General features: G+C 56.2%; 15 protein-coding genes. 10 read left to right on the top strand and 5 right to left on the bottom strand.

Annotation, left to right across the window (positions count from 1 at the left end; genetic code table 11):
• Positions 1 to 105: 105 nt before the first annotated feature.
• The gene (locus LGH74_RS22275; protein WP_226179922.1) at positions 106 to 1,683 is read right to left on the bottom strand and encodes a hypothetical protein; all 1,578 of its coding nucleotides are present in this window, start codon (positions 1,681 to 1,683) and stop codon (positions 106 to 108) included.
• Positions 1,684 to 2,390: 707 nt separating this feature from the next.
• Between LGH74_RS22275 and LGH74_RS25160 the strand changes: the two genes are divergently transcribed.
• The 3 genes from LGH74_RS25160 to LGH74_RS22260 are packed head-to-tail and all read left to right on the top strand — an operon-like array spanning position 2,391 to position 7,371.
• Positions 2,391 to 3,914 carry a tellurite resistance TerB C-terminal domain-containing protein gene (locus LGH74_RS25160; RefSeq protein WP_226179920.1) on the top strand — a complete coding sequence of 508 codons (1,524 nt, stop codon included), beginning with the start codon at positions 2,391 to 2,393 and terminating at the stop codon, positions 3,912 to 3,914.
• A complete protein-coding gene (locus tag LGH74_RS22265; RefSeq protein ID WP_226179918.1) occupies positions 3,908 to 5,233 on the top strand; it encodes an ATP-binding protein in 1,326 nt (441 codons plus the stop codon). Before LGH74_RS25160 ends, LGH74_RS22265 begins: the two co-directional genes overlap by 7 nt.
• A 5-nt stretch (positions 5,234 to 5,238) precedes the next feature.
• Complete coding sequence (locus tag LGH74_RS22260) at positions 5,239 to 7,371, top strand: DEAD/DEAH box helicase (RefSeq protein ID WP_226179916.1); 2,133 nt, start codon at positions 5,239 to 5,241, stop codon at positions 7,369 to 7,371.
• A gap of 13 nt (positions 7,372 to 7,384) precedes the next feature.
• Here the strand turns inward: LGH74_RS22260 and LGH74_RS22255 are convergent, their stop codons facing one another.
• The 3 genes from LGH74_RS22255 to LGH74_RS22245 all read right to left on the bottom strand — a co-directional run bounded on the left by LGH74_RS22255 (position 7,385) and on the right by LGH74_RS22245 (position 10,173).
• Entirely contained in the window at positions 7,385 to 8,539 is a 1,155-nt protein-coding gene (locus LGH74_RS22255) for a DUF637 domain-containing protein (protein ID WP_226179914.1), read from the bottom strand.
• Between the two features lie 65 nt (positions 8,540 to 8,604).
• Entirely contained in the window at positions 8,605 to 9,255 is a 651-nt protein-coding gene (locus LGH74_RS22250) for a BRCT domain-containing protein (protein ID WP_226179912.1), read from the bottom strand.
• Between the two features lie 108 nt (positions 9,256 to 9,363).
• Positions 9,364 to 10,173, bottom strand: a complete 810-nt coding sequence (locus LGH74_RS22245) for a 3'-5' exonuclease (RefSeq protein ID WP_226179910.1) — start codon at positions 10,171 to 10,173, stop codon at positions 9,364 to 9,366.
• Between the two features lie 474 nt (positions 10,174 to 10,647).
• Between LGH74_RS22245 and LGH74_RS22240 the strand changes: the two genes are divergently transcribed.
• From LGH74_RS22240 to LGH74_RS22220, 5 genes are all read left to right on the top strand, one after another.
• Entirely contained in the window at positions 10,648 to 11,220 is a 573-nt protein-coding gene (locus tag LGH74_RS22240; RefSeq protein WP_226179908.1) for a BLUF domain-containing protein, read from the top strand.
• A gap of 389 nt (positions 11,221 to 11,609) precedes the next feature.
• Entirely contained in the window at positions 11,610 to 12,725 is a 1,116-nt protein-coding gene (locus LGH74_RS22235; RefSeq protein WP_226179906.1) for a sensor histidine kinase, read from the top strand.
• A complete protein-coding gene (locus tag LGH74_RS22230; RefSeq protein WP_226179904.1) occupies positions 12,722 to 13,528 on the top strand; it encodes a LytR/AlgR family response regulator transcription factor in 807 nt (268 codons plus the stop codon). The genes LGH74_RS22235 and LGH74_RS22230 overlap by 4 nt, the downstream gene beginning before the upstream one ends.
• 126 nt (positions 13,529 to 13,654) lie before the next feature.
• On the top strand, positions 13,655 to 14,116 hold the full coding sequence (gene copM, locus LGH74_RS22225) for a CopM family metallochaperone (RefSeq protein ID WP_226179902.1): 462 nt from the start codon (positions 13,655 to 13,657) through the stop codon (positions 14,114 to 14,116).
• 12 nt (positions 14,117 to 14,128) lie between these two features.
• A complete protein-coding gene (locus tag LGH74_RS22220) occupies positions 14,129 to 15,535 on the top strand; it encodes a YncE family protein (RefSeq protein ID WP_226179900.1) in 1,407 nt (468 codons plus the stop codon).
• A 189-nt stretch (positions 15,536 to 15,724) separates the two neighbouring features.
• Here the strand turns inward: LGH74_RS22220 and LGH74_RS22215 are convergent, their stop codons facing one another.
• Complete coding sequence (locus LGH74_RS22215; RefSeq protein WP_226179898.1) at positions 15,725 to 15,955, bottom strand: hypothetical protein; 231 nt, start codon at positions 15,953 to 15,955, stop codon at positions 15,725 to 15,727.
• 1,536 nt (positions 15,956 to 17,491) lie between these two features.
• On the opposite strand from LGH74_RS22215, the gene lgt reads away from it, so the two are divergent.
• Positions 17,492 to 18,340, top strand: a complete 849-nt coding sequence (gene lgt / locus LGH74_RS22210) for a prolipoprotein diacylglyceryl transferase (protein ID WP_226179896.1) — start codon at positions 17,492 to 17,494, stop codon at positions 18,338 to 18,340.
• A complete protein-coding gene (locus LGH74_RS22205; RefSeq protein WP_226179894.1) occupies positions 18,337 to 19,014 on the top strand; it encodes a response regulator in 678 nt (225 codons plus the stop codon). The genes lgt and LGH74_RS22205 overlap by 4 nt, the downstream gene beginning before the upstream one ends.
• Positions 19,015 to 19,019 lie beyond the last annotated feature (5 nt).

Raw genomic sequence — 19,019 nt, 5'->3', positions numbered from 1 at the left:
GCATTCGTGAAATACAGCCAGGGATGTATGCCGGCTGTGTTGCCACAAAGAGCGGGTGCAAACGATGCGGAACCTTGCGGCCGCATAAATCCGCATTACTCCGCACTAATCTGCAGCGGGCAGCAGCTCCAGCGTTCGGTCGCGGAACTGCTCAGCCTCACTCCCACGCTTACCAACACCAACTTGTACCGCCCGCTCTCCTACTACGGCACCAAAGTGCTCACGGAAGGCGCGTTGGATAGCAGCCTTGTTGTTCCGCAGCCGTGGCGGCTTAGCATCAAGCAGACCGTGAATAACGCCTACCCACGCACCAGGTGTAGCTGCTGGCATGGCACGGCCATCTATCGCCACCAACCCCAATTTTTGCAATAATTCGCGGAGTTGGTCTACTGTATAGTTTAGCAACAGCGGTTCAAAAAGATGATATGATGCTAAGGGCGGCGCTAAGCCGACGCATGAAGACTTAGCACCAAATGAGTTTAGCAATTGCAGAACTTGCAAGCTGTCACGGTAACTTGCAATCTTATCCATCCAATACTCCGCTTCTCGTCCATTCTGGTATTCACTAGGATATGCATGGCTTGGATTCCCTTCCATCAAATCGACAGCTAACCTGACACCATTCATCTTTTCTTGCTCAGCATAGACTCGTAACTCCGACTTTTGATAAGGAGAAAGCTCCTCTACCAAGGAGGGGTGCTCCAATGCTTTTAGGTAAAGGCTATGCAAAGCGGCTGGGGTCAACAAAGGACTATCTACAGAGGATTCCTGCTGTTCTGTTCGTGATGATGACGATAGGGAGTTGAGTTCACTAGCATTTACTACGATGATGCCGGCAGCACCAGCGGCATCAAGTGCGGCCAGAATGCGATCAATGCGGGCTAAAGTATCCGTATGTTCTGTGATATTGATCACCCGTCCTTCCTGTTGTGCCAACTCGAGCCGCTCCTTCACGTCTTGCTGACGTCGTAGTATCCTTAGGCGCTCGTCCAGTCCCCAGAAAGGCCAGTTTTCGGGTTGGAGTTCGGCTATCCTCAGCTTGGCTCGAAATGAAGATAGTAAACCACCAGGGCGTTCCAGCATCTTTTGTACATCAGCGCTGAGGTGTTGACTGATATACGTGGGAAGCCTCTCCACAAAGGAAGCCCAGGCATAAAATCCTCTTGAGCGATATTGCTCAAAAGCATTGCGAAGTGTATAGGCTACGTCATGGGGTGGCAGCTTCGCGCAAACACTCAGTAATTCTGTGAAATAAGCGTGGCTGTGCGCTACATCGTCAGGCAAGAGTTCAATAGTTATAGGCGGGGCACCTAAAGCAGCAGGATATAACTTCTCCATTTCAGACTTGTATAGTTCGCAAAGCGATAAGTTCCAGAATTTTATTTCTAGACATTGTCCGACGTTTAGGCTCTGCATCTTGAAAGGATTCGCTAAATCATTAGCATACTGAGCAGCCTTTTTGATGTGGTTATCAAGTGCTTCCTTACAGTATTTCCTAAACCCATCTCTTGTATTCCCTTGGCGCTGTATTGCAATCTCTGCCCATATCCTTGGCAGTCCGCTTTGTATACGCGTAGGTATCGGGCAATGCTTGCACAGTTCAGATAGGGAGGAAATATTCTCCTTAGATGTACAATATCGATATAAATCAGCGTCTTCCGTGTCGGGCTTTACTGGTGTCATAGTATGCCAATTTTTAGATTGCTCCTCTGTATACGGGATGAACCTTACGGCTCAAAGCCTCAGCCGTGCTATTAACATAGCATTTGAAACTGTTCCAATTCCAGTGCCCACTGATCTTCATTACAAACTCCCGCCGCAGCCCGCGCGAGGGCCAATGTGGCGAAGACGATAACTGCTAGTTGGCCATTGGCTCGCTTTTAATCAACCTAGGTAAATGCTGCCGGAACGTTTGAGCCGTTGCTGGTGCAAGCTTTGGCTCGACTAGCACCACCGCCGCAGAAAATGCTACAACATTCCTATAGGTAAGTAGGTGACTCCTGCTTAGATTGTGGTTCGTTCTACATTACGCTGTAGCTATCATGAATTCCAGTAGCTGGATTGGTCTATTATTCTTTTCAGGTATTATCCTTCTCTGTGCCGTTCGCGCCAAACAACGAAACCGCTCTGTCCTGGGCTGGGCCTTATTCGCTTTCTTACTCTGGCCCGTTGCCTTAATAGCTACCTGGTTTGTAGGCTCTAAAAAGCGTAAAATTGCTCTTGCGACACCTTTGGCCCCGAATACGCCGGGTTTTACATTAGCCCAATCGTCACCAGCAACGCCAGCACCCACGGTGGCATTGCAAGCTGCCCCTGCTGCCAATCATTCAGCTCGACCCAGCAGCCCAAGACCACCGCAGGCCCAACCGGTGGCCATCCCAATCAAACCTGTGGACCCATCTCGCACAACCGATGAATCCATTGTTGATGTTACGAGTCTTCAAGTAGGCCTACGCATTGAGCATTCCACACCAACAACGCTGCCTCCACAGCATCCTGGTGAGACGTCGTCGTATACGTTGCCCGACTACGGATACGAATTGCCACGGCTGGGCAAGCAGTATCGCAAGAAGCTCCAGCTCAGCAAGCAAGAGGAAGATTGGCTCAACAAGTTCTGGAACCCAAGCAATGTCTTTTTGGCTATCGAAGGCTGCTGCATAGCCACCGCCCGACTGTATGTGCGGGTTCTTGCCCAGTTGGAGCAGGAGTTGCGCGCTCAGCAATCCTCCTTAGAACAGGTAGTCACTTGGTGCCAGGGCGAAAGCATTCGGCTCCGCAAAGCTGCGGTGCGGACTGCTGGCTATACGTGGAGCAAATACGACGAACAGTACCAACGTGAGCAAACCGAGGCCATCGTGTATTCCACCCTGTTTCGTCGGTGCGAAAACGCCGTACGCGAAGTATACGCCAACAAACGGAAGTTAGCCGCCGAGTTCTCGGGCCTAGAGGGGGCGCTTGGCCAACAGATAGAAGAGCAATTGGGGCAGCCTATGGCACGCATCCTCCCGACATTGGTCAGCTCGATTGAGGCAACGGATGAGGCAATGGACATTGCTCTAAACCTGCAAAACACCACGCGCTGGAAAGGGCAGTTCGAGTTGCTTGCCGCCAGCCTGTCGCCTATGTCCGCCTCCGCCTTTGTCCACGGCGTGTACGAGCTCGGTCGGCGCAACGCGCGCAACCCAGCCGTCGAAAATATCTATTACGAAGCATCCAAACACCTCGCGAAATACGACCGGGAAGAGGCTTTGCGACTCTACGTACACTATGTTTACCACGACCTGCACTCGGCCACGGTAAACAACAAGCAACTGGCCAAGACTATCCAAAAGAGCTTGTTTTCCCAACCGGAACACTTGCAGCGCTTTGAGGCGGTAATTCAGCAACTGGTCGCGACCAATAACCTGGAAGAAGCACTGGCACAGGTACCAGGCGTCTACGCGAAGCAGCGTAAGCGCATTGAGTTGGACCTGGGAGCTATTCAGCACGTGCAACACCAACACGCTGGCACCGTCGAACTGCTCAGCGAATACCTGCAGGACGAACCGGAGCCAATACTCAGCGACGGACCAGTTGCTGCGCAGGCCCCTTCGTCTCCCACTCCCGAATTGGAGGAAGTGCAGCTGGTGGTCAGCTCACCGTTGACTGCAGCGGCTGCGGGTGATTTTCCGGCTGAGTTGGGCTTGTCGGCTTCCCAGCAATTGCTGCTCACCTTGTTTGCCCAGCAGAATCTGACGGTGCCCCAGGCCGAGGTCGAAGCCTTCGCGCGCCAACACGGTGCCCTACGCAACCAACTCATCGACAGCATCAACGAACTGTGCTACGAGCGCTTAGACGACGTGCTGATCGAAGAGGACGGCGATGCCTACACCATTTACGATTCCTACTACCAGCAACTGACTGCTCCATGCTAGAGAACCTCAAGCCAAAAGAAGCCACGGCCATTGTCAACTCGCTGCTCGGCGGCGTGGTGCCCAAGCTGGGCGTGCAACACATCACCGTGGGCCGCTCCCCCGAGGTCGAGGCCTTCGTGCACGCGCTGGAGGACGTAAAAAATGGACACAGCCTAGTCAAGTTCTGGATCGGCGACTTTGGGGCAGGCAAGTCTTTCATGCTGCACCTGCTCAACACAGTGGCGCTCAAGCAGAAGTTTGTGGTGGCCAACGCCGACTTTACGCCCGACAACCGGCTCTACGCCAACGACGGCAAAGCTGTGGCCCTCTACGCGGCCATCATGGACAACATCGCCATCCAAACCAAACCGGAAGGCGGGGCGCTGGCCACGCTGCTGGAGAAGTGGATCGAGCAGGTCATCGCCAAAACCGCGCAAACCCACGGCATTTCACTGACCGATATCCGGCAGCCTACGCACCTGCCGCTCATCCAGACGGCCATCATGCAGACTATCCAGGAGTTGACGGACGTGGGCGGCTTTGACTTTGGGATGGTCGTCCTCAAGTACTACGAGGGCTACGTGACCGGCGACGAACAGCTGCGCCGCAACGCGCTCAAGTGGCTCAAGGGCGAGTACCGCACCAAGACGGAGGCCCGGCAGGATCTGGGGGTGCGCGAAATCATCCACGACCTGAACTACTACGACATGCTGAAGAACTTTTGCCGGTTGTTCGTGAGCATGGGCTACAGCGGGTTCATGATCAACCTCGATGAGGCCATCAACCTCTACAAAATCTCCACCGCCGCCATGCGGGAGAAAAACTACGAGAAGATTCTGACCATCTACAATGACTGCTTCCAGGGCAAAATCAACCACCTCTTCCTCAACTTCGCCGGTACCCGTGACGTGCTGGAAAATGAACGTCGCGGCCTATTCAGCTACCAGGCCCTGAAGTCGCGCCTGGAAACAAATAAGTTTGAAACCGCCGGCGTGCGCGACTTTGCCCAGCCCGTCATTCGGCTGCGGCCACTCACACACAACGAAGTGTTCGTGTTGCTGCAGAAGCTACGGGCCATCTTCGACTTCAACTACAAAACGCAGGTACCGGTCTCCGACACTGACATCCAAGCCTTCATGGAGGAGATGTTCAATAAGCCCGGCGCCAGCGAGTTTCTGACCCCGCGCGAAGTCATCCGCGACTTCCTTAACATCCTGAGCCTGCTGCGCCAGAACCCCGGCCTGGACAAGCAGCAACTTTTCGGCGACATCCAGATCCGCGACGAGCGCCCGAACGAGTCGGCCGTTGATGCGTTGGTGGACAGCATCGAAATCCTCTGATTCCGATGAGCTTTGAATTGCTGGCGGAGCCCGTCCGCCGCTTTGTTCGTGACCAGCGCTGGGAGTCGTTGCGCCCCATCCAGGCGGCAGCCATCCAGCACATTATGGCTACGGACGATCATTACATCCTAGCTTCGCGCACGGCCTCCGGTAAAACGGAGGCCGCCTTTTTGCCCATCCTCTCGAAGGTGAACTTCCGGCAGCCTGGTGTGCAGGTGCTCTACATCTCCCCGCTCATCGCCCTGATCAACGACCAGTTCCAGCGCGTCGAACAGCTGTGCCGGTACCTGGACGTCAAGGTCACCAAGTGGCATGGCGAAGCCAGCCGCACCGACAAGAAGCATCTGGTTCAGCAGCCCGAAGGCATCGTGCTCATTACGCCCGAGTCACTGGAAGCCATGTTCGTCAACGCGCCCTACCACGTCAAGGCGCTGTTTGCGGGTTTACACTACGTGGTCATTGACGAGATTCACTCCTTTCTGGGCACAGACCGGGGCATGCACCTGCAATCGTTGCTCGCCCGCCTGCGTGGGGTGAATACACGTTCATTTTCCATGGTGGGCTTATCGGCCACCATCGGCGACTATGCCGAAGCCAAGCGCTTTACCGGGGAACCGAGTCGCACAAAAGTGCTGCTGGACCGCGCCGGCAAGGAAATAGCGGCCCACTTCCGGTACTTCTCCGACGAAGAAACCGGAGGGGAGCTGCCGTTTGCTTTGCTTAAAGACCTTTACAAGCAAACCGCGGCCAGCAAAGTCCTGATCTTTCCCAACAGTCGCGGCCTGGCGGAAGTCATTGCCGTGAAGCTGCGCCAGATTGCTGACCGAGTCGGCGGGCATACCCACTATTTCTCGCACCATTCCTCCGTGGACAAGGAAGTGCGCGAGTACGTGGAGCACTTTGCCAAATACAACCAGCGGCAGCCATTTTGCATCGCCTGCACCTCTACACTGGAACTAGGCATTGACATCGGCTCAGTGGAGCAAGCCGTGCAGATCAACGCGGCCCATTCCATCGCTTCGTTAATCCAGCGCGTGGGCCGCAGCGGCCGCCGCAACGACGAGCAGAGCCAACTCGTGCTGTACGCCACGAACCCCTGGAGCCTGCTGCAGTCGCTGGCCTGCTGGCAGCTCTACCGGGAAGGGTTCGTGGAACCCTTGCGCACTGCCCGGTTGCCGTACGACTTGCTACTACACCAAGCCCTGTCCATCACCAAAGAACGCTCGGGCTGTTCCCGCGCAGTGTTGGTGCAGCTGCTGCAAGCTAACATGGCCTTTGCTGATATCCCAGTTGAACACACGGAGGCAATACTCGACGAACTGCTGCGCCGCGACTGGCTGGAAGCCCTGCCGGGGGAGTTGATCATCGGCGTGGAGGGCGAGTTCGTCGTGAACTCTCGCGACTTCTACAGCGTGTTCCGAACCGAGCCAGCGTTCAAGGTGGTGCACGCTGGGAAAACTGTGGGCGAGATTCCATTTTCGCCGCAGGTGCAGGAAGGCGAAAACATGCTGCTGGCGGCCCGCATTTGGAAGATCCTGTACGTGGACATGTCAGCGAAACGTATTGAGGTGGCCCCGGCTAACGACGGCAAACGGCCCAAATTCTTCGGTGGCGGCGGGGTAGTGCATGTCTGCATTCGCGAACGCATGTTGCAGCTGCTGGTCAGCAGTAGCCAGCACGCAGAAATGGACTCAACCAGCCAGGAAGCATTACGCACCTTGCGGCAGGAGTTCGCCTGCTTTGCCTTGCCGCCCGAACCTATACATGCCCGGCCAGTGCTCGTCAAAGACGCGACTGTCACGTTCTACACCTTCGCTGGCACCAAGGTCAACCGCACCTTGGAGTTCCTCCTGCAACGGTTGGAGGTGGGCTACACGGCCGACGAGGAGACCAGTAGCTTTGCGTTTACGCTCACGCCGGCGCTGCTGCGTGACTTGATAGAGCAGCTGCGCTTGTTTGCCGAGGACATCGACTTTCATATAGAGGATGAATTAACTACCAACCCGGCCTTGCTAGATTTTGCAAAGTGGGGCGCAGCCCTACCGCTCTTTTTGCAAGCTGCTGTTGTGAAAGAGAGGTACTTCGATGTGGAAGGCACCCTTGCTTTTCTTAACAAAACAGTCTTAGTGATGGCGTAAGAGGCGTTTCAGCTTAGTCCATCAGCATAGGCACCTTGCGCATGGCAATCTTGGGTTCTTTGATCGTTTTCATCTCTTCGATGGGCTCACTCTTCTTCACCGAATACGTCTCGTCCTTATATGTCTTGGTAACCACACAGGCTACGATGTTCACGTCCACGTTGATGGCGTCAATGGTGTTGTCGTTTTCGAGCTTCAGCGTTAGAGTACCTTGCTTCAAGGATGTCACTTGGCCAGACGCGGCAACGCTATTCCCCGCCACGGTGGTGAGTGCGTAGTTTTGCCCGTTGCGGCTAAACAAAACCGAGAACAGGCAGTTGTCCCCACTTGGCGGATTGCTAAACAGCGATACTCCCTCAATGGCTAAGATGGCTAGCGCGCCGGTTCCACCCGTCGCCAGCCCTGCGGCTACGCCTGCTTTTACGGCGCCTTTGACGGTAGCCTTCTTGTTAGCGTCTTTATACCAGGCTTTTCCGGAGTCCCCTACCCCAAGGCTGTAGGCCCAGGACACTACTTCTGTCGTACGGTACGGTAACAACTGGTTGGGCTCCGCCACGTTCACCGGCAAGCTAAAGTTGATCAACGAGTAGTTTGGGTGGTCGAGGTTCATCTGAGAGTGCACCCACTCAACCCGGTTTAAGACGGGCATTATCGTAGTATCAACCCGGGCTAATACCCGCCGGGTTTTCGGCACCTCGTACTCCCGGTAGCCGGTGATGACTTTCTTAGTGCACACGTTGTAGGTCGTATCGGCCTGCTCCACCCACCGCACGGAGGTATTGAAGTCAGGCCGGCTGCCAGGTGCCAGCTGTCGCTGGATGCGGATTTTGCACACCTTGCCCTTCAGCAGTGAGGCATTGACGAAATGGAATTTGTAGACACCTCGTTTGTAAACGGGGATGGTTTTGGCATGTACCTGGGTCACCTCGTAGTCCTCGTACTTCACGCTTCCCGAAGCCTCTTCCACAATAGAAATGGTTTTCAGTGGCTTACGATCAATTTCTTGAAAGCTATAGACAACTTGGTCACTGGCGTCAAACGAATAGTACAAGTCTTTCTCTTCGCCAGCTTTCAATCTGAGCGTCAGATCCGCGACGTCAAGCAATTGCTGCCCAAAACTCACTTGCATTGTGAAGCCGCATAAGAACGTAAGTAGAATTTTTTTCATATAGAAGAGTGGGGTAACTCAAGGGTTAGGCGTTCTATGCCGGTGGGTGCTCAGCTACAGCATTGCTATTTGACAAACTGGCGCCAGTGATCTTCGGAGAGAATACGAATGCCAGTGCCCTTGTCACGCAACTGCACAGCCTTTTCAATTTTGCGCCCGTGGCTGGTATTGATCCAATCGCGGCTGGCAAATACGCCGATAACCAGGTAATCGGTAGCGCGAGTGGGAGACGAATCGGTGGGCTGCCCGCCCAGCGCATCAATGGCTTCAAACACAGCCGTGCGTGCCCCGTAGGCAAATTTGCCGGTTACTACCACTTGCTTGTCGCTGAACACCAGCGGGTGGGGTTGCGGTACACACAGCGGCAAGGCAGTCGACAACGTCTCCGCCTGGGGAGTGGGCGCTTGCGTAAAGCCGCACAGCGTTTCCATCACTTCTTGCAGCTCCGCTCGCTCCTCAGCGTCACAGACACCGTCTTCGAAGATGCGCTCTACCCGGCTCAGTACAGCGGTCAGTGGCCAGACCGGTGTGTCGGCCGCGTGCTTGCGCACCCACTCGGCAAAGAAAATGGCTTCGCGCTCACTGACCTCGCCGTCGGCCAAGATGCCCGTGCAGATGCCCACAAGTTGGTCTACGGCTTTGGCCGTGTTATTAGCGCGGTTAAAGAGTTGCAGCGGCTGGCCGTGCAGGTCCAGCGGAGTGGGGTACGTACTCATCAGACAAAAGGAAAAAAGGATAGTGCAGAAATAAGTATACAGGAAGCACCTGTGCGGAGGCAGTGGCCCACTGAGGGGTAATCAAATGCGTAGCGCGCGAGTGTGCCGCTACACTAAGAGGCGGTCCAAGACTTTGCGCACCGTCAGCTTCGTGGTTTGGGCAAAGTCCTTGCCCATGATCCAAGTGATATAGCCCGGATCTGACTGAGTCACTGGCTGGCCGAAGTGTTTACCGAAGTTCCAGACGATGATGCCTTCTGCGTTGCGGATCATTTTGGCCGCCGGATCGATGTGGATGGCGCGCGAGCGGCCATGGTGTACCCCGTCACCGAAGTCGCTTAGGCCACTGGGGCAGAACAGCTCATCGGCGCACACTTGGTCACTAGTTTGTAAAAAATGGGCCAAGGGCCCATGGGCTAACGCTTCGAGTAGGTCAAATGTCGCCGCCGTATCTGCCTCGGCGGTATGAGCCTGCGTGTGTTCACGACCTAGATATTGCGTCACCGCAGCGGCAAGGGTACGCGGGTTTAGGATGCGGTAAATGTCAGAAACGTCAATGACGGATGTATCCCAGGAAGGAAAGTCTAATCCTACCAGCGCAAATTCTTCCGCAAGCAAAGGAACATCAAACCGCTTACCATTGAAGGTGCATAAGTCGCATCCAGACAAGTAAACCAGTAAGCCCTTCGCTATCTGCTTAAAGGTGGGCTCCGCAGCCACATCCGCGTCGCTGATGCCATGCACAGCCGTGGCCGCGGCCGGAATAGGACGCCCCGGGTTCAACCGTCGGGTTTTGGTTTCACGGGTACCGTCAGCAAATATCTTCAGGATAGATATTTCAACGATTCGATCATTGACGGTATCTGTTCCCGTAGTTTCTAAATCGAAGACAGCCAATGGCCGTACTAAGCGGAGCATAAAGTAGGGTTAACTGCTCACATCACTATGTAGGCATTCTACAATGCTATCAAATTTTGGGGTAAATCCATAGAGCTATGGTCAACCTATTTTTAGCGACTCGCATCTATCAAAAGCTCATGGGCCATGCCTTTAGTTTGGAGATACTAATAGGTCCTTTTCCTCATACAGCTGAGTTCAGGCTTCTCATCTTAAGAATACCCTTTCCTGTACTTTGATTGCTGAACAAGTTTACTGAACCGTTTCCGACCCGTTCAGCAACGTTTTTCCTCCCTACCGCCCCTTGTCCGAGTTGTACAGCAAAAGGAGGAAATATCTGAATCAAGCGCTACTCAACAGAAGGTTGGAGTACGGAAAAGCCCTAGCTGTGTGGGCACCGGGCTAGCGTGAATCCGTACTAACTGCTACTGAATCCGTACTTCTATCCTACCCAGAGCTACGTATAGTAGTTATAGTGAGCAACTGAGTCTGCTTATGCCATTATCCTCGGAGTATAATCAAGCCCAACGCCAGCGGGCCGTGGCCTGGGCAGTAGCTATGACGGCCAATACCCCACTAGCCCCGCGCCGCTACGAACGGTATTTATTAGCGCAATACCAGCAGGGCCTGTTGACGCTCGAACAGGTACTGCACCTACTCGATACGAGCATCTATCAACTGCTCTACCGCAGCCAAGCAACCGCTCTTATGGCAGAAGCGCAGTTACAGCAGTTGCTCGCCTGGAGTCAGGACTACAACGCGCAGCATCACATCACGGGGCTGCTGCTCTACAGTGAGGGCTATTTTGTGCAGGTCCTGGAAGGGCCCGAGCAGGCCGTGCGCGAACTCTACGCGCGTATTCAACAAGATAAACGGCATCACCAGATTGTGACGATTGGCGAAGGACCCGAGCCGGAGCGGCGCTTCGCCGACTGGACGATGGGCTTTGGGCAGGTCGCTTTTCCGGCCATTGAGCCGGTGGTAACCATCGAGCCGAGCCGGCCCGTGGCCCCAGATGTGAACGAGCGTCATATTCAGGCCTTGTTGCGCGCTTTTGGCGTGGACTAAAGCCCAATTAAAAGACTCTTCCTAGTGAGCCGGGCCTTTCGCTTGATGCACCAAGGGCGGCTTTTCATACCTATCAGGATAAGTCTAGGAAAAAATCAACTTAAATCTGGGTAGAAAGTCAGGAGAGCGCTGGAACATGTTTTTTGGAATTGCACGAAAGAAGATTGACTCTGCAACGAGGAAGGCAGCCGAGCCATCATTACCGTGAAGGCAGGCTTCTATTCAGCAAAACGGTCCGAAAGCTAAACAAGGGTGAGCGGTCCCGCTTACCAACCAAAAAGTGGAGTATAGCCTTTAGCCAGCGCCAATAAAGGCCAACTACGTCGCAGAAAAGGCCGATCCGCAGGTAGGCTTACTCTCGCGTCAGGACTTACCCTACCTTTGGCGCTATGCCTCCACAGCGGCCCAACGTAACTTCATCGACCCCAGGCCCACTCGTGCCCGGACCAGTTATTGCCCTGGCTTGGCTGCTCTTCAGCGGGTTTATGGTGCTGCTGATGTTTGCCCAGAACCTGTCGGCGGGCACGCCCACGCATTGGGGAGAAACTCTGGTCGGTCGGCTGCTGCACGGCCTGCTCTGGGGCTTGCTGACGCCGGTCGTCTTTGCCCTGGCCACCCGCTTCGATTTGACGGAGCGCCACCGCCGTCTGCCCAGCTTGCTCATGCACGCGGCCGCCAGCTACGGGCTGACGCTGGCGTACCGCCTGGCCTACGCCGGGATCATGACCGTTTTCGGGGTCTTACCAGGAAATTTCTCGCTGGCTACGGTGATCGTGAACGCCAATACCTGGGTGCCCATTTACTGGATGCTGCTCGGTATGGCCTACGCCGTACAGTACCGCGAGCGTTTCCGTCAGGGCCAGGTGCAGGCGGCCCAGCTGGAAACCCAGCTCGTGCAGGCCCAGCTACAAGCCCTGAAAATGCAGCTGCAGCCCCATTTTCTGTTTAACTCCCTCAATGCCGTGTCGGCCCTGATGGGGACCGACGTGAAGGCGGCCCGACGCATGCTGGCCCAGCTCAGCCAGTTCTTACGCCTCGTACTCGAGGGTAGCGACACCCAGGAAGTAACCCTGGCCCAGGAGCTGCACCTGACGCGGCTCTACCTCGAAATTGAGCAGACCCGCTTTCCTGACCGCCTAACCGTAGCCTACCACATTGCTCCCGGCACGGAGGCGGCCCTGCTGCCCGCCCTGCTGTTGCAGCCGGTGGTGGAAAACGCTGTGCGTCACGGTCTGGCTCCCCAAGCCGGGGTAGGCGAGTTAGCCATTAGCGCCCGCCAGCAGGCCAATCGGCTCATTGTGCAGGTGCAGGACAACGGCCGGGGCGCCACTGATACTGCCATACGGGGCATCGGGCTGCGCAACCTCGAAAGCCGCCTGGCTACCCGCTACGGCGCTGACTACACGCTGCACGTGGAAACAGCCCCTGAGCAGGGCTACTGCCTGCTCTTGTCGCTGCCTTTCCAAACAGCTACCCTCACTGACTCATCCCCCCTAACTGCATGAGTACAAGCATCCGCACCCTGCTGGTAGACGACGAGCCCCTGGCCCGGGGCCTGGTGCGGGAGCTTCTGGCGGACTTCCCGCAGATGACCATCACGGGCGAGTGTCAGAACGGCACGGAAGCCCTGGCGGCCCTGCAAACTGGGGCCTACGACGTAGTCTTTCTGGACGTGCAGATGCCCGATCTGGATGGGGTGCAGGTGCTGCAACGCTTGCGGGCCACGGGGCAGCCGCTACCGCTGGTGGTATTCGTGACGGCCTACGACCAATACGCCGTGGCGGCCTTTGCCCTGCACGCGGTAGACTACCTTCTCAAGCCAATCGACCCCGACCGGTTTGCGGAGTGTGTGCGCCGGGTGCAACAGCAACTCGCCCAGCAGCACAGCCACCCGGCACTAGCCGCCGACGTAGCCGCCTTGCTCCGCGCCTGGCCCCTGCCACCCAGCACTGCCCCTACCCCACCGGCCGAGTACCAGGACCGGTTTGTGGTAAAGCTACCCGAGCGGCAGTTCTTCGTGCCCGCAACCGACGTATTTTACCTCGAAGCTACGGGCAGTGGCATATTGCTGCACACGGCTCGCGCGGCCCACCCGGTACGGGCCGCGCTGGGACAGCTAGCCGAGCGCTTGGACCCGGCCCACTTTCTGCGCATCCACCGTTCGTACATCATTAATACCAACCACATTGTGGAGTTTAAGGCGTGGGCCCACGGCGAGTACCTGTTTCGCATGGCGAATGGGCAGCACGTTACCTCTTCGCGCAGCTACAACGCGGTTATCCAGCAGTTTCTGAAACGTTTCGCCTAGCTCCCGGCGGCCGAAAAAGCCAACTCAGGGCCGGATAAGGCCAGCTGGGCGGCAGGGACTGGCAGGGGTGTATCGCTCCTCGTATGTTTGATTGTCAACTAACAAGCCGTTGGCTGCCAGACAATCATGCGAAACAAACTCCTCCTTGCGGGCCTGCTGCTCGGGGCCACGCCGGCCGCTCAAGCTCAGCACCAGCACCAGCACCAGATGGCTGCCATGAGCCATGCCACGACGGCGGGCAAGTCAATGCAAGCCGTTGCGGCGCCGGGTAGCCCAGTGCTCGCTTTCCAGCGCGGCATGGACTCAGTAATGGTCGTAATGGACGAGGGCATGCGCCGCATGGATGGGGCCAGTCCCACCGACATCGATGCCAGCTTTGCGGCCATGATGGTGCCCCACCACCAGGGTGCGGTAGACATGGCCCGCCTCCAGCTGCTCTACGGCAAGGACCCCGCGTTGCGCCGCTTGGCGCAGAGCATCATCGCCGAGCAGCAGGTCGAAATTCAGCAGATGCAGGCCTGGCTGCGCGAGCACCCGGTGCCTACGACCAGCGCGGTGCCGGCCTCGCCGGCTCATTCGCACCACTAAACCCTTCTTGTGATGAAATACTTCCTTGCTGGGATACTGCTCAGCAGTGCCCTATCCAGCCACGCCCAAGCCGTAAGCCACCGCGACCGGGTGTATACCGCCGACCAGATTTCGAATACCGTTGCCGTCATCGACCCGGCCGATAACAAGCTGTTAGGCCAGGTGATTCTGGGCAAGCCCCAGCCCGATGTACTGTCAGCTCTCTACCGGGGGCAGGCCCTGGTGCACGGCCTAGGCGCCTCGCCTGACCACAAGCTGCTGGCCGTCGTATCGGTGGGCTCCAATAACGTCACCTTTCTGGAAACGGCTACGAATACGATCAAGGGCAGCGTGTACGTGGGCCGGGCCCCGCACGAGCCCACTTTCCGGCCCAACGGCAAACAGGTGTGGGTGACGGTGCGCGGCGAGGACTATGTATCGGTGATTGACGTGACTACCCTGCGCGAAATTCGCCGGATTCCGGTGGCCAACGGGCCTGGCCAGGTGGCCTTCAGTCCCGATGGCAAGCGCGCCTTTGTGTGCTCCAGCTTCTCGCCTGAACTGGCGGTGATTGATGTGGCTACCTATACAATCATCAAGCGCATTCCGGTGGCAAGCCCGTTCTCGCCTAACATCTTTCCGACCAAGAATGGGCAGCAAATCTGGTTTACGCATAAGGATGTGGGCAAGGTCTCCGTTCTCGACACCAAGACGCTCACCATCAGCGGGGTGCTTTCGACCGGGCCCATCACTAACCACGTCACGACGGTGGACTTGCCCACCGGTAAGGTTGCCTACGTAACCGTGGGCGGCGAAGACGTGGTAAAGGTGTATAGCCGCGAGCCAGGCTTTAAGCAGCTCGCAACCATCCCCGTGGGGGCCAACCCGCACGGCATCTGGCCTGCGGGCGATGGCAGCCGGGTGTACGTGGGCCTGGAAAACGGCGACTCGGCAGTAGCTGTGAGCACGACTACCAACCAGGTGCTGGGCAAAATAAAAGTTGGTCAGGCGCCCATGGCCTTGCTATACGTGCCCAATGCGGTGCCCTCGGGCGTGACCAGCACGGCCAACCTCAGTCAGCAATTGCTCGACACACCCACGCTGGTGCGAAACCTGAGGCCGCCCACGACCGGTCCTGCCGCAGGTACCATGAATGTGCGCTCGGAAGGCTTGGTGGATCTGGCCACGTTTACCCTGCGTGCGCTTTCTCCGAATACGGACTATGATATTTACCTGACCAGTTCAACCCAGGCACCCTACGCCCGCAGTTACGCCCTAACTACTGTGCATACCGATGCCAAAGGCAACGCCATGGGCCAGGCCTTGGGCCCGGTGCAGCGCGTTGCCTTTGGTGACCTGCACCCCTCCGGCCCGGCCTTTGACCGCGTCATCGTGGCCCCAAAAGCAGCCGTCAACCTGCCCGCGTTGGTGAGCGAATAGACCTGCTTTTCTTCTCCTGCTAACAAGAAACAAAAAGTTGCTCAACTGCCACAAGGATGGAGCATGTTCCAGCGCTGGCCACTACACCCTGCCTTGCCGGCGGGCCAGTGATCCTGAACGGGGACTATTTCTTGCCACCATTCTGCCAACTCACTTGGCATGAGCGGATAGAGCAAGTACTACCGCTATTCAATTCTTGTTAGCAGAACTGTCTTTTTCCCTAATCGGAATAAGTATAGCTAATTGCTCACTTGCAATCGGTAGTTGCTTTTGTTGATAGAAAGCTTGTCGGACTTGTTCGAATGCTTGCTGGGTAGCTATATAAGCGGCAATGGAGACGGCAAGCTGCTTGCGCCTCTCTTCCAAAGATGTAGGACGCGTCAAATGGGTCGATGAGGTAGTGGAAGTAGTCGCAGTCATGGGGTAACTAGGGTTGCTCTATCAGGCGGTGTGCCGCTAAGCGAAAAGAAGAAATTAAAAAGAACCGAAGCGCATCCGTTTTGCGAAAGGCCTTCGCTTTCTATTCTTAGATGCTGCGTAGCTAGCTTGCGTTCGAAGCAAAGTGATTAAGGGCCAAGCCGGACGGAGACAGCGATGGATAGTTCTACACTGCCGGGGCTCCGGCTTTTGGCTACCTGCTGCAGGTTTGCAGAGGGTACGGCCGAGCTTATGTATTGAATAGGGTCCTTTCCGAAGGTCAGGCCATGGCCTAGGGCTGTGAGAATGCTACATCGCCGGCTAGGTTGCCAGCGGGCTCCAACTCGTACCCTACCCACCAAGCAGGAGTGGATACGAATGTGAGCCGTCTCTTTAATGCTATTACCGTGGGCTGCTTCTGACTGTACAAGTACGTCCTCTCGGCCACCCGAGTAAGCTAAGTTAGTGCCGATGAATGAGGCTATTTTCTGTTCCGGAGAACTAAACAGAAAGTAGCGCGCCCCGGCTCCAACCTTCCAGCCACTTACATCATACCCCATCCCAACAGTAGTTTCCAACTGCTTCGTCAGGCTGTAGCCCAGGTCCAGCCCATACCCATAGGGAGACCCCAGGCCACCCGTTAGCGTCAGCACAATGGGCGGAGCCGTCGGTACTAAGGGCTGGGATAGGGTGGGCGTGTCATTCTGGCTGTACCCTGGCAGGCTCAGTACGCCAGCGCCCAGTAAGATCAGGCCACGACGGCTGGCTACCGCGATACCAGGAGCCGTGTGGCGTACTACCCGGGCCAGCTGTGTTATGGACTGTGGACCGCGCCGTGCAGGGGGACTTGACACAGTAGTCAACTCGCCCTGCAGCAGGAACAGAACGCGGGACCTGCCCTGGGTGCACGTTGGTTCAAAGGGCTGCTGTATTTCCCGAGCAGACATAATAATAGCTAATGGTGGTGACTCGTACGCAAGGCTGCTATGATCCCTTCCGGCTTGCTCGAGCATCTAAAGGTGAGGTAAGCTCAGGCTTCATCAAAAGCTTTTAATGTCTTTTAATGTGGCGTTCATGTTATCGTAATGTCCAAGCAGGTGCTTTGCTACCATGTTGTTGACGCCTTCATGGAAGTTCAGGTCCATTGTAGGTGTAGCAGCATCAGCCGTGGTCACACCCACGGTTCCCTAAAGGCGTTGCTCGGTGTGGCGATACAATTAGCACTGGGCAACGCTACCAGGTCCACGATCAGACCACTTACGGACTGCCCTGTAGGCACCAGGCGGATGCCCTTTCCCGCAACCCCTTTTTGGTTCGCGTATCTGCCTATTTATGAGGGTGATACTACGAGCAGAAGGGCTTTCTTTCCGGCTGGGTATGCTTTTTCAAAAGAGCCGTTTATAGGCTCTCCGTATTACGCCACGAGTAGAGCAGCACATGCTTTGGCAAGGAGTACTGGCGAATGGCGTTCCCTTTACCGGCTTTTTATTCCAGTTGCCACCACTTGTCCGTTCTTTTCCCATCTGCCCCCACCAAGCCATGCTTGCTTATCTGATCTGGGATGTCTCTCCCGTTATTGCTAAGCTAGGCCCGCTTACGCTACGCTGGTACGGACTTCTGTTTGCCAGCGGCTTTGCGTTGGGAGCCTGGCTGTTGCGGCACATCTTCCGAACGGAAAAGGTTGACGTAAACTGGGTAGACAGCTTAACGGGGTATATGGTCGTAGGTACAGTGCTTGGCGCCCGGTTGGGACATTGCCTTTTTTATGACCCTAGCTATTATCTGGCCCATCCGGTGGAGATCCTGCAGATATGGGAAGGAGGCTTGGCCAGTCACGGCGCGACCCTCGGAATTCTGCTGGCCGTCTGGGTATTCAGCCGCCGCAACCAGTTCGATTATCTCTGGCTATTGGACCGTATTGTCATTGTGGTGGCCATAGGAGGTATGTGTATCCGGCTGGGCAACCTGATGAACTCCGAAATTGTAGGCCACCCGACCCAGGTGCCCTGGGCTTTTCGCTTTGTGCGCGATCCACAGCTAGGCCAAGTGCCCCGGCATCCTACCCAGATTTATGAAGCCCTGTTTTGCTTGCTGCTGCTGGGGCTGCTGTATAGTCTGTGGCGGCACTACCGCCTGTATACGCCACGGGGCCTGCTGTTTGGCTTATTCGTGGTGCTATTGTTTAGTTTTCGCTTCGGAATCGAGTTTTTGAAGGAAAACCAATCAGCCTTTGAACAGGGCATGCCGTTGAATATGGGCCAGCTGCTGAGCCTTCCCCTGATCGCCGTCGGGTTGTGGGTCACCTTACGGGCCGGCCGCTGGCCCGCAAATCCGTATGGGTATGCACCGCGGGTGCTGGATCCGGCGGAAATAACGCGCGCCGCATGAAATTACTCTTGGTTGAAGACGAGCCCAAGCTGGCATCCTTTGTCAAAAAGGGCTTTGAGAATGAAGGCTATGAGCTCGAAGTTGCCTACGATGGCCGCATGGGACTGTCACTGGCCCAAAAGCAGGTCTATGACCTGGTTATCCTGGATGTCAACCTGCCCCACATCAATGGCTTTGAGCTGTGCCGCCTACTCAAACAACAGGCCCCCCACCAACCCGTGCTTCTACTCACGGCGCTGGATAGCTTAGATGACAAGGTGATGGGCTTTGAGGCGGGCACCGATGATTACCTGGCCAAACCCTTTGAGTTTAAAGAGCTCCTGATGCGGACCCGGGTGCTGACCCGGCGCTACGGAGAGTCCGCGGCCGGGCAGCGCGTACTGCGCCTGGCAGATCTGGAACTGGATCTGGACCGAAAAAGTGTGGTCCGGGCCGGGCAGCGCATTGATCTGACCACGAAGGAGTATTCGCTGCTGGAGTATTTGCTGCTGAACCGGGGCAAAATCATCACCCGGGTGGATATTGCCGAGCGGGTCTGGGAGCTGAATTTCGATACGAACACGAACGTGATTGACGTGTACGTGAGCCACTTGCGCAAAAAGCTGGACAAGGGCTATGACATCAAGCTGATTCACACGGTGGTCGGCATGGGCTACGTGCTGCGCGAAGGCTAGCGGCT

The sequence above is a fragment of the Hymenobacter lucidus genome, from assembly GCF_020447265.1.
Taxonomy (GTDB): Bacteria; Bacteroidota; Bacteroidia; order Cytophagales; family Hymenobacteraceae; genus Hymenobacter; species Hymenobacter lucidus.
The sequence above is the reverse complement of the archived record's forward strand: the minus strand, read 5'-3'. Positions and strand labels throughout refer to the sequence as shown.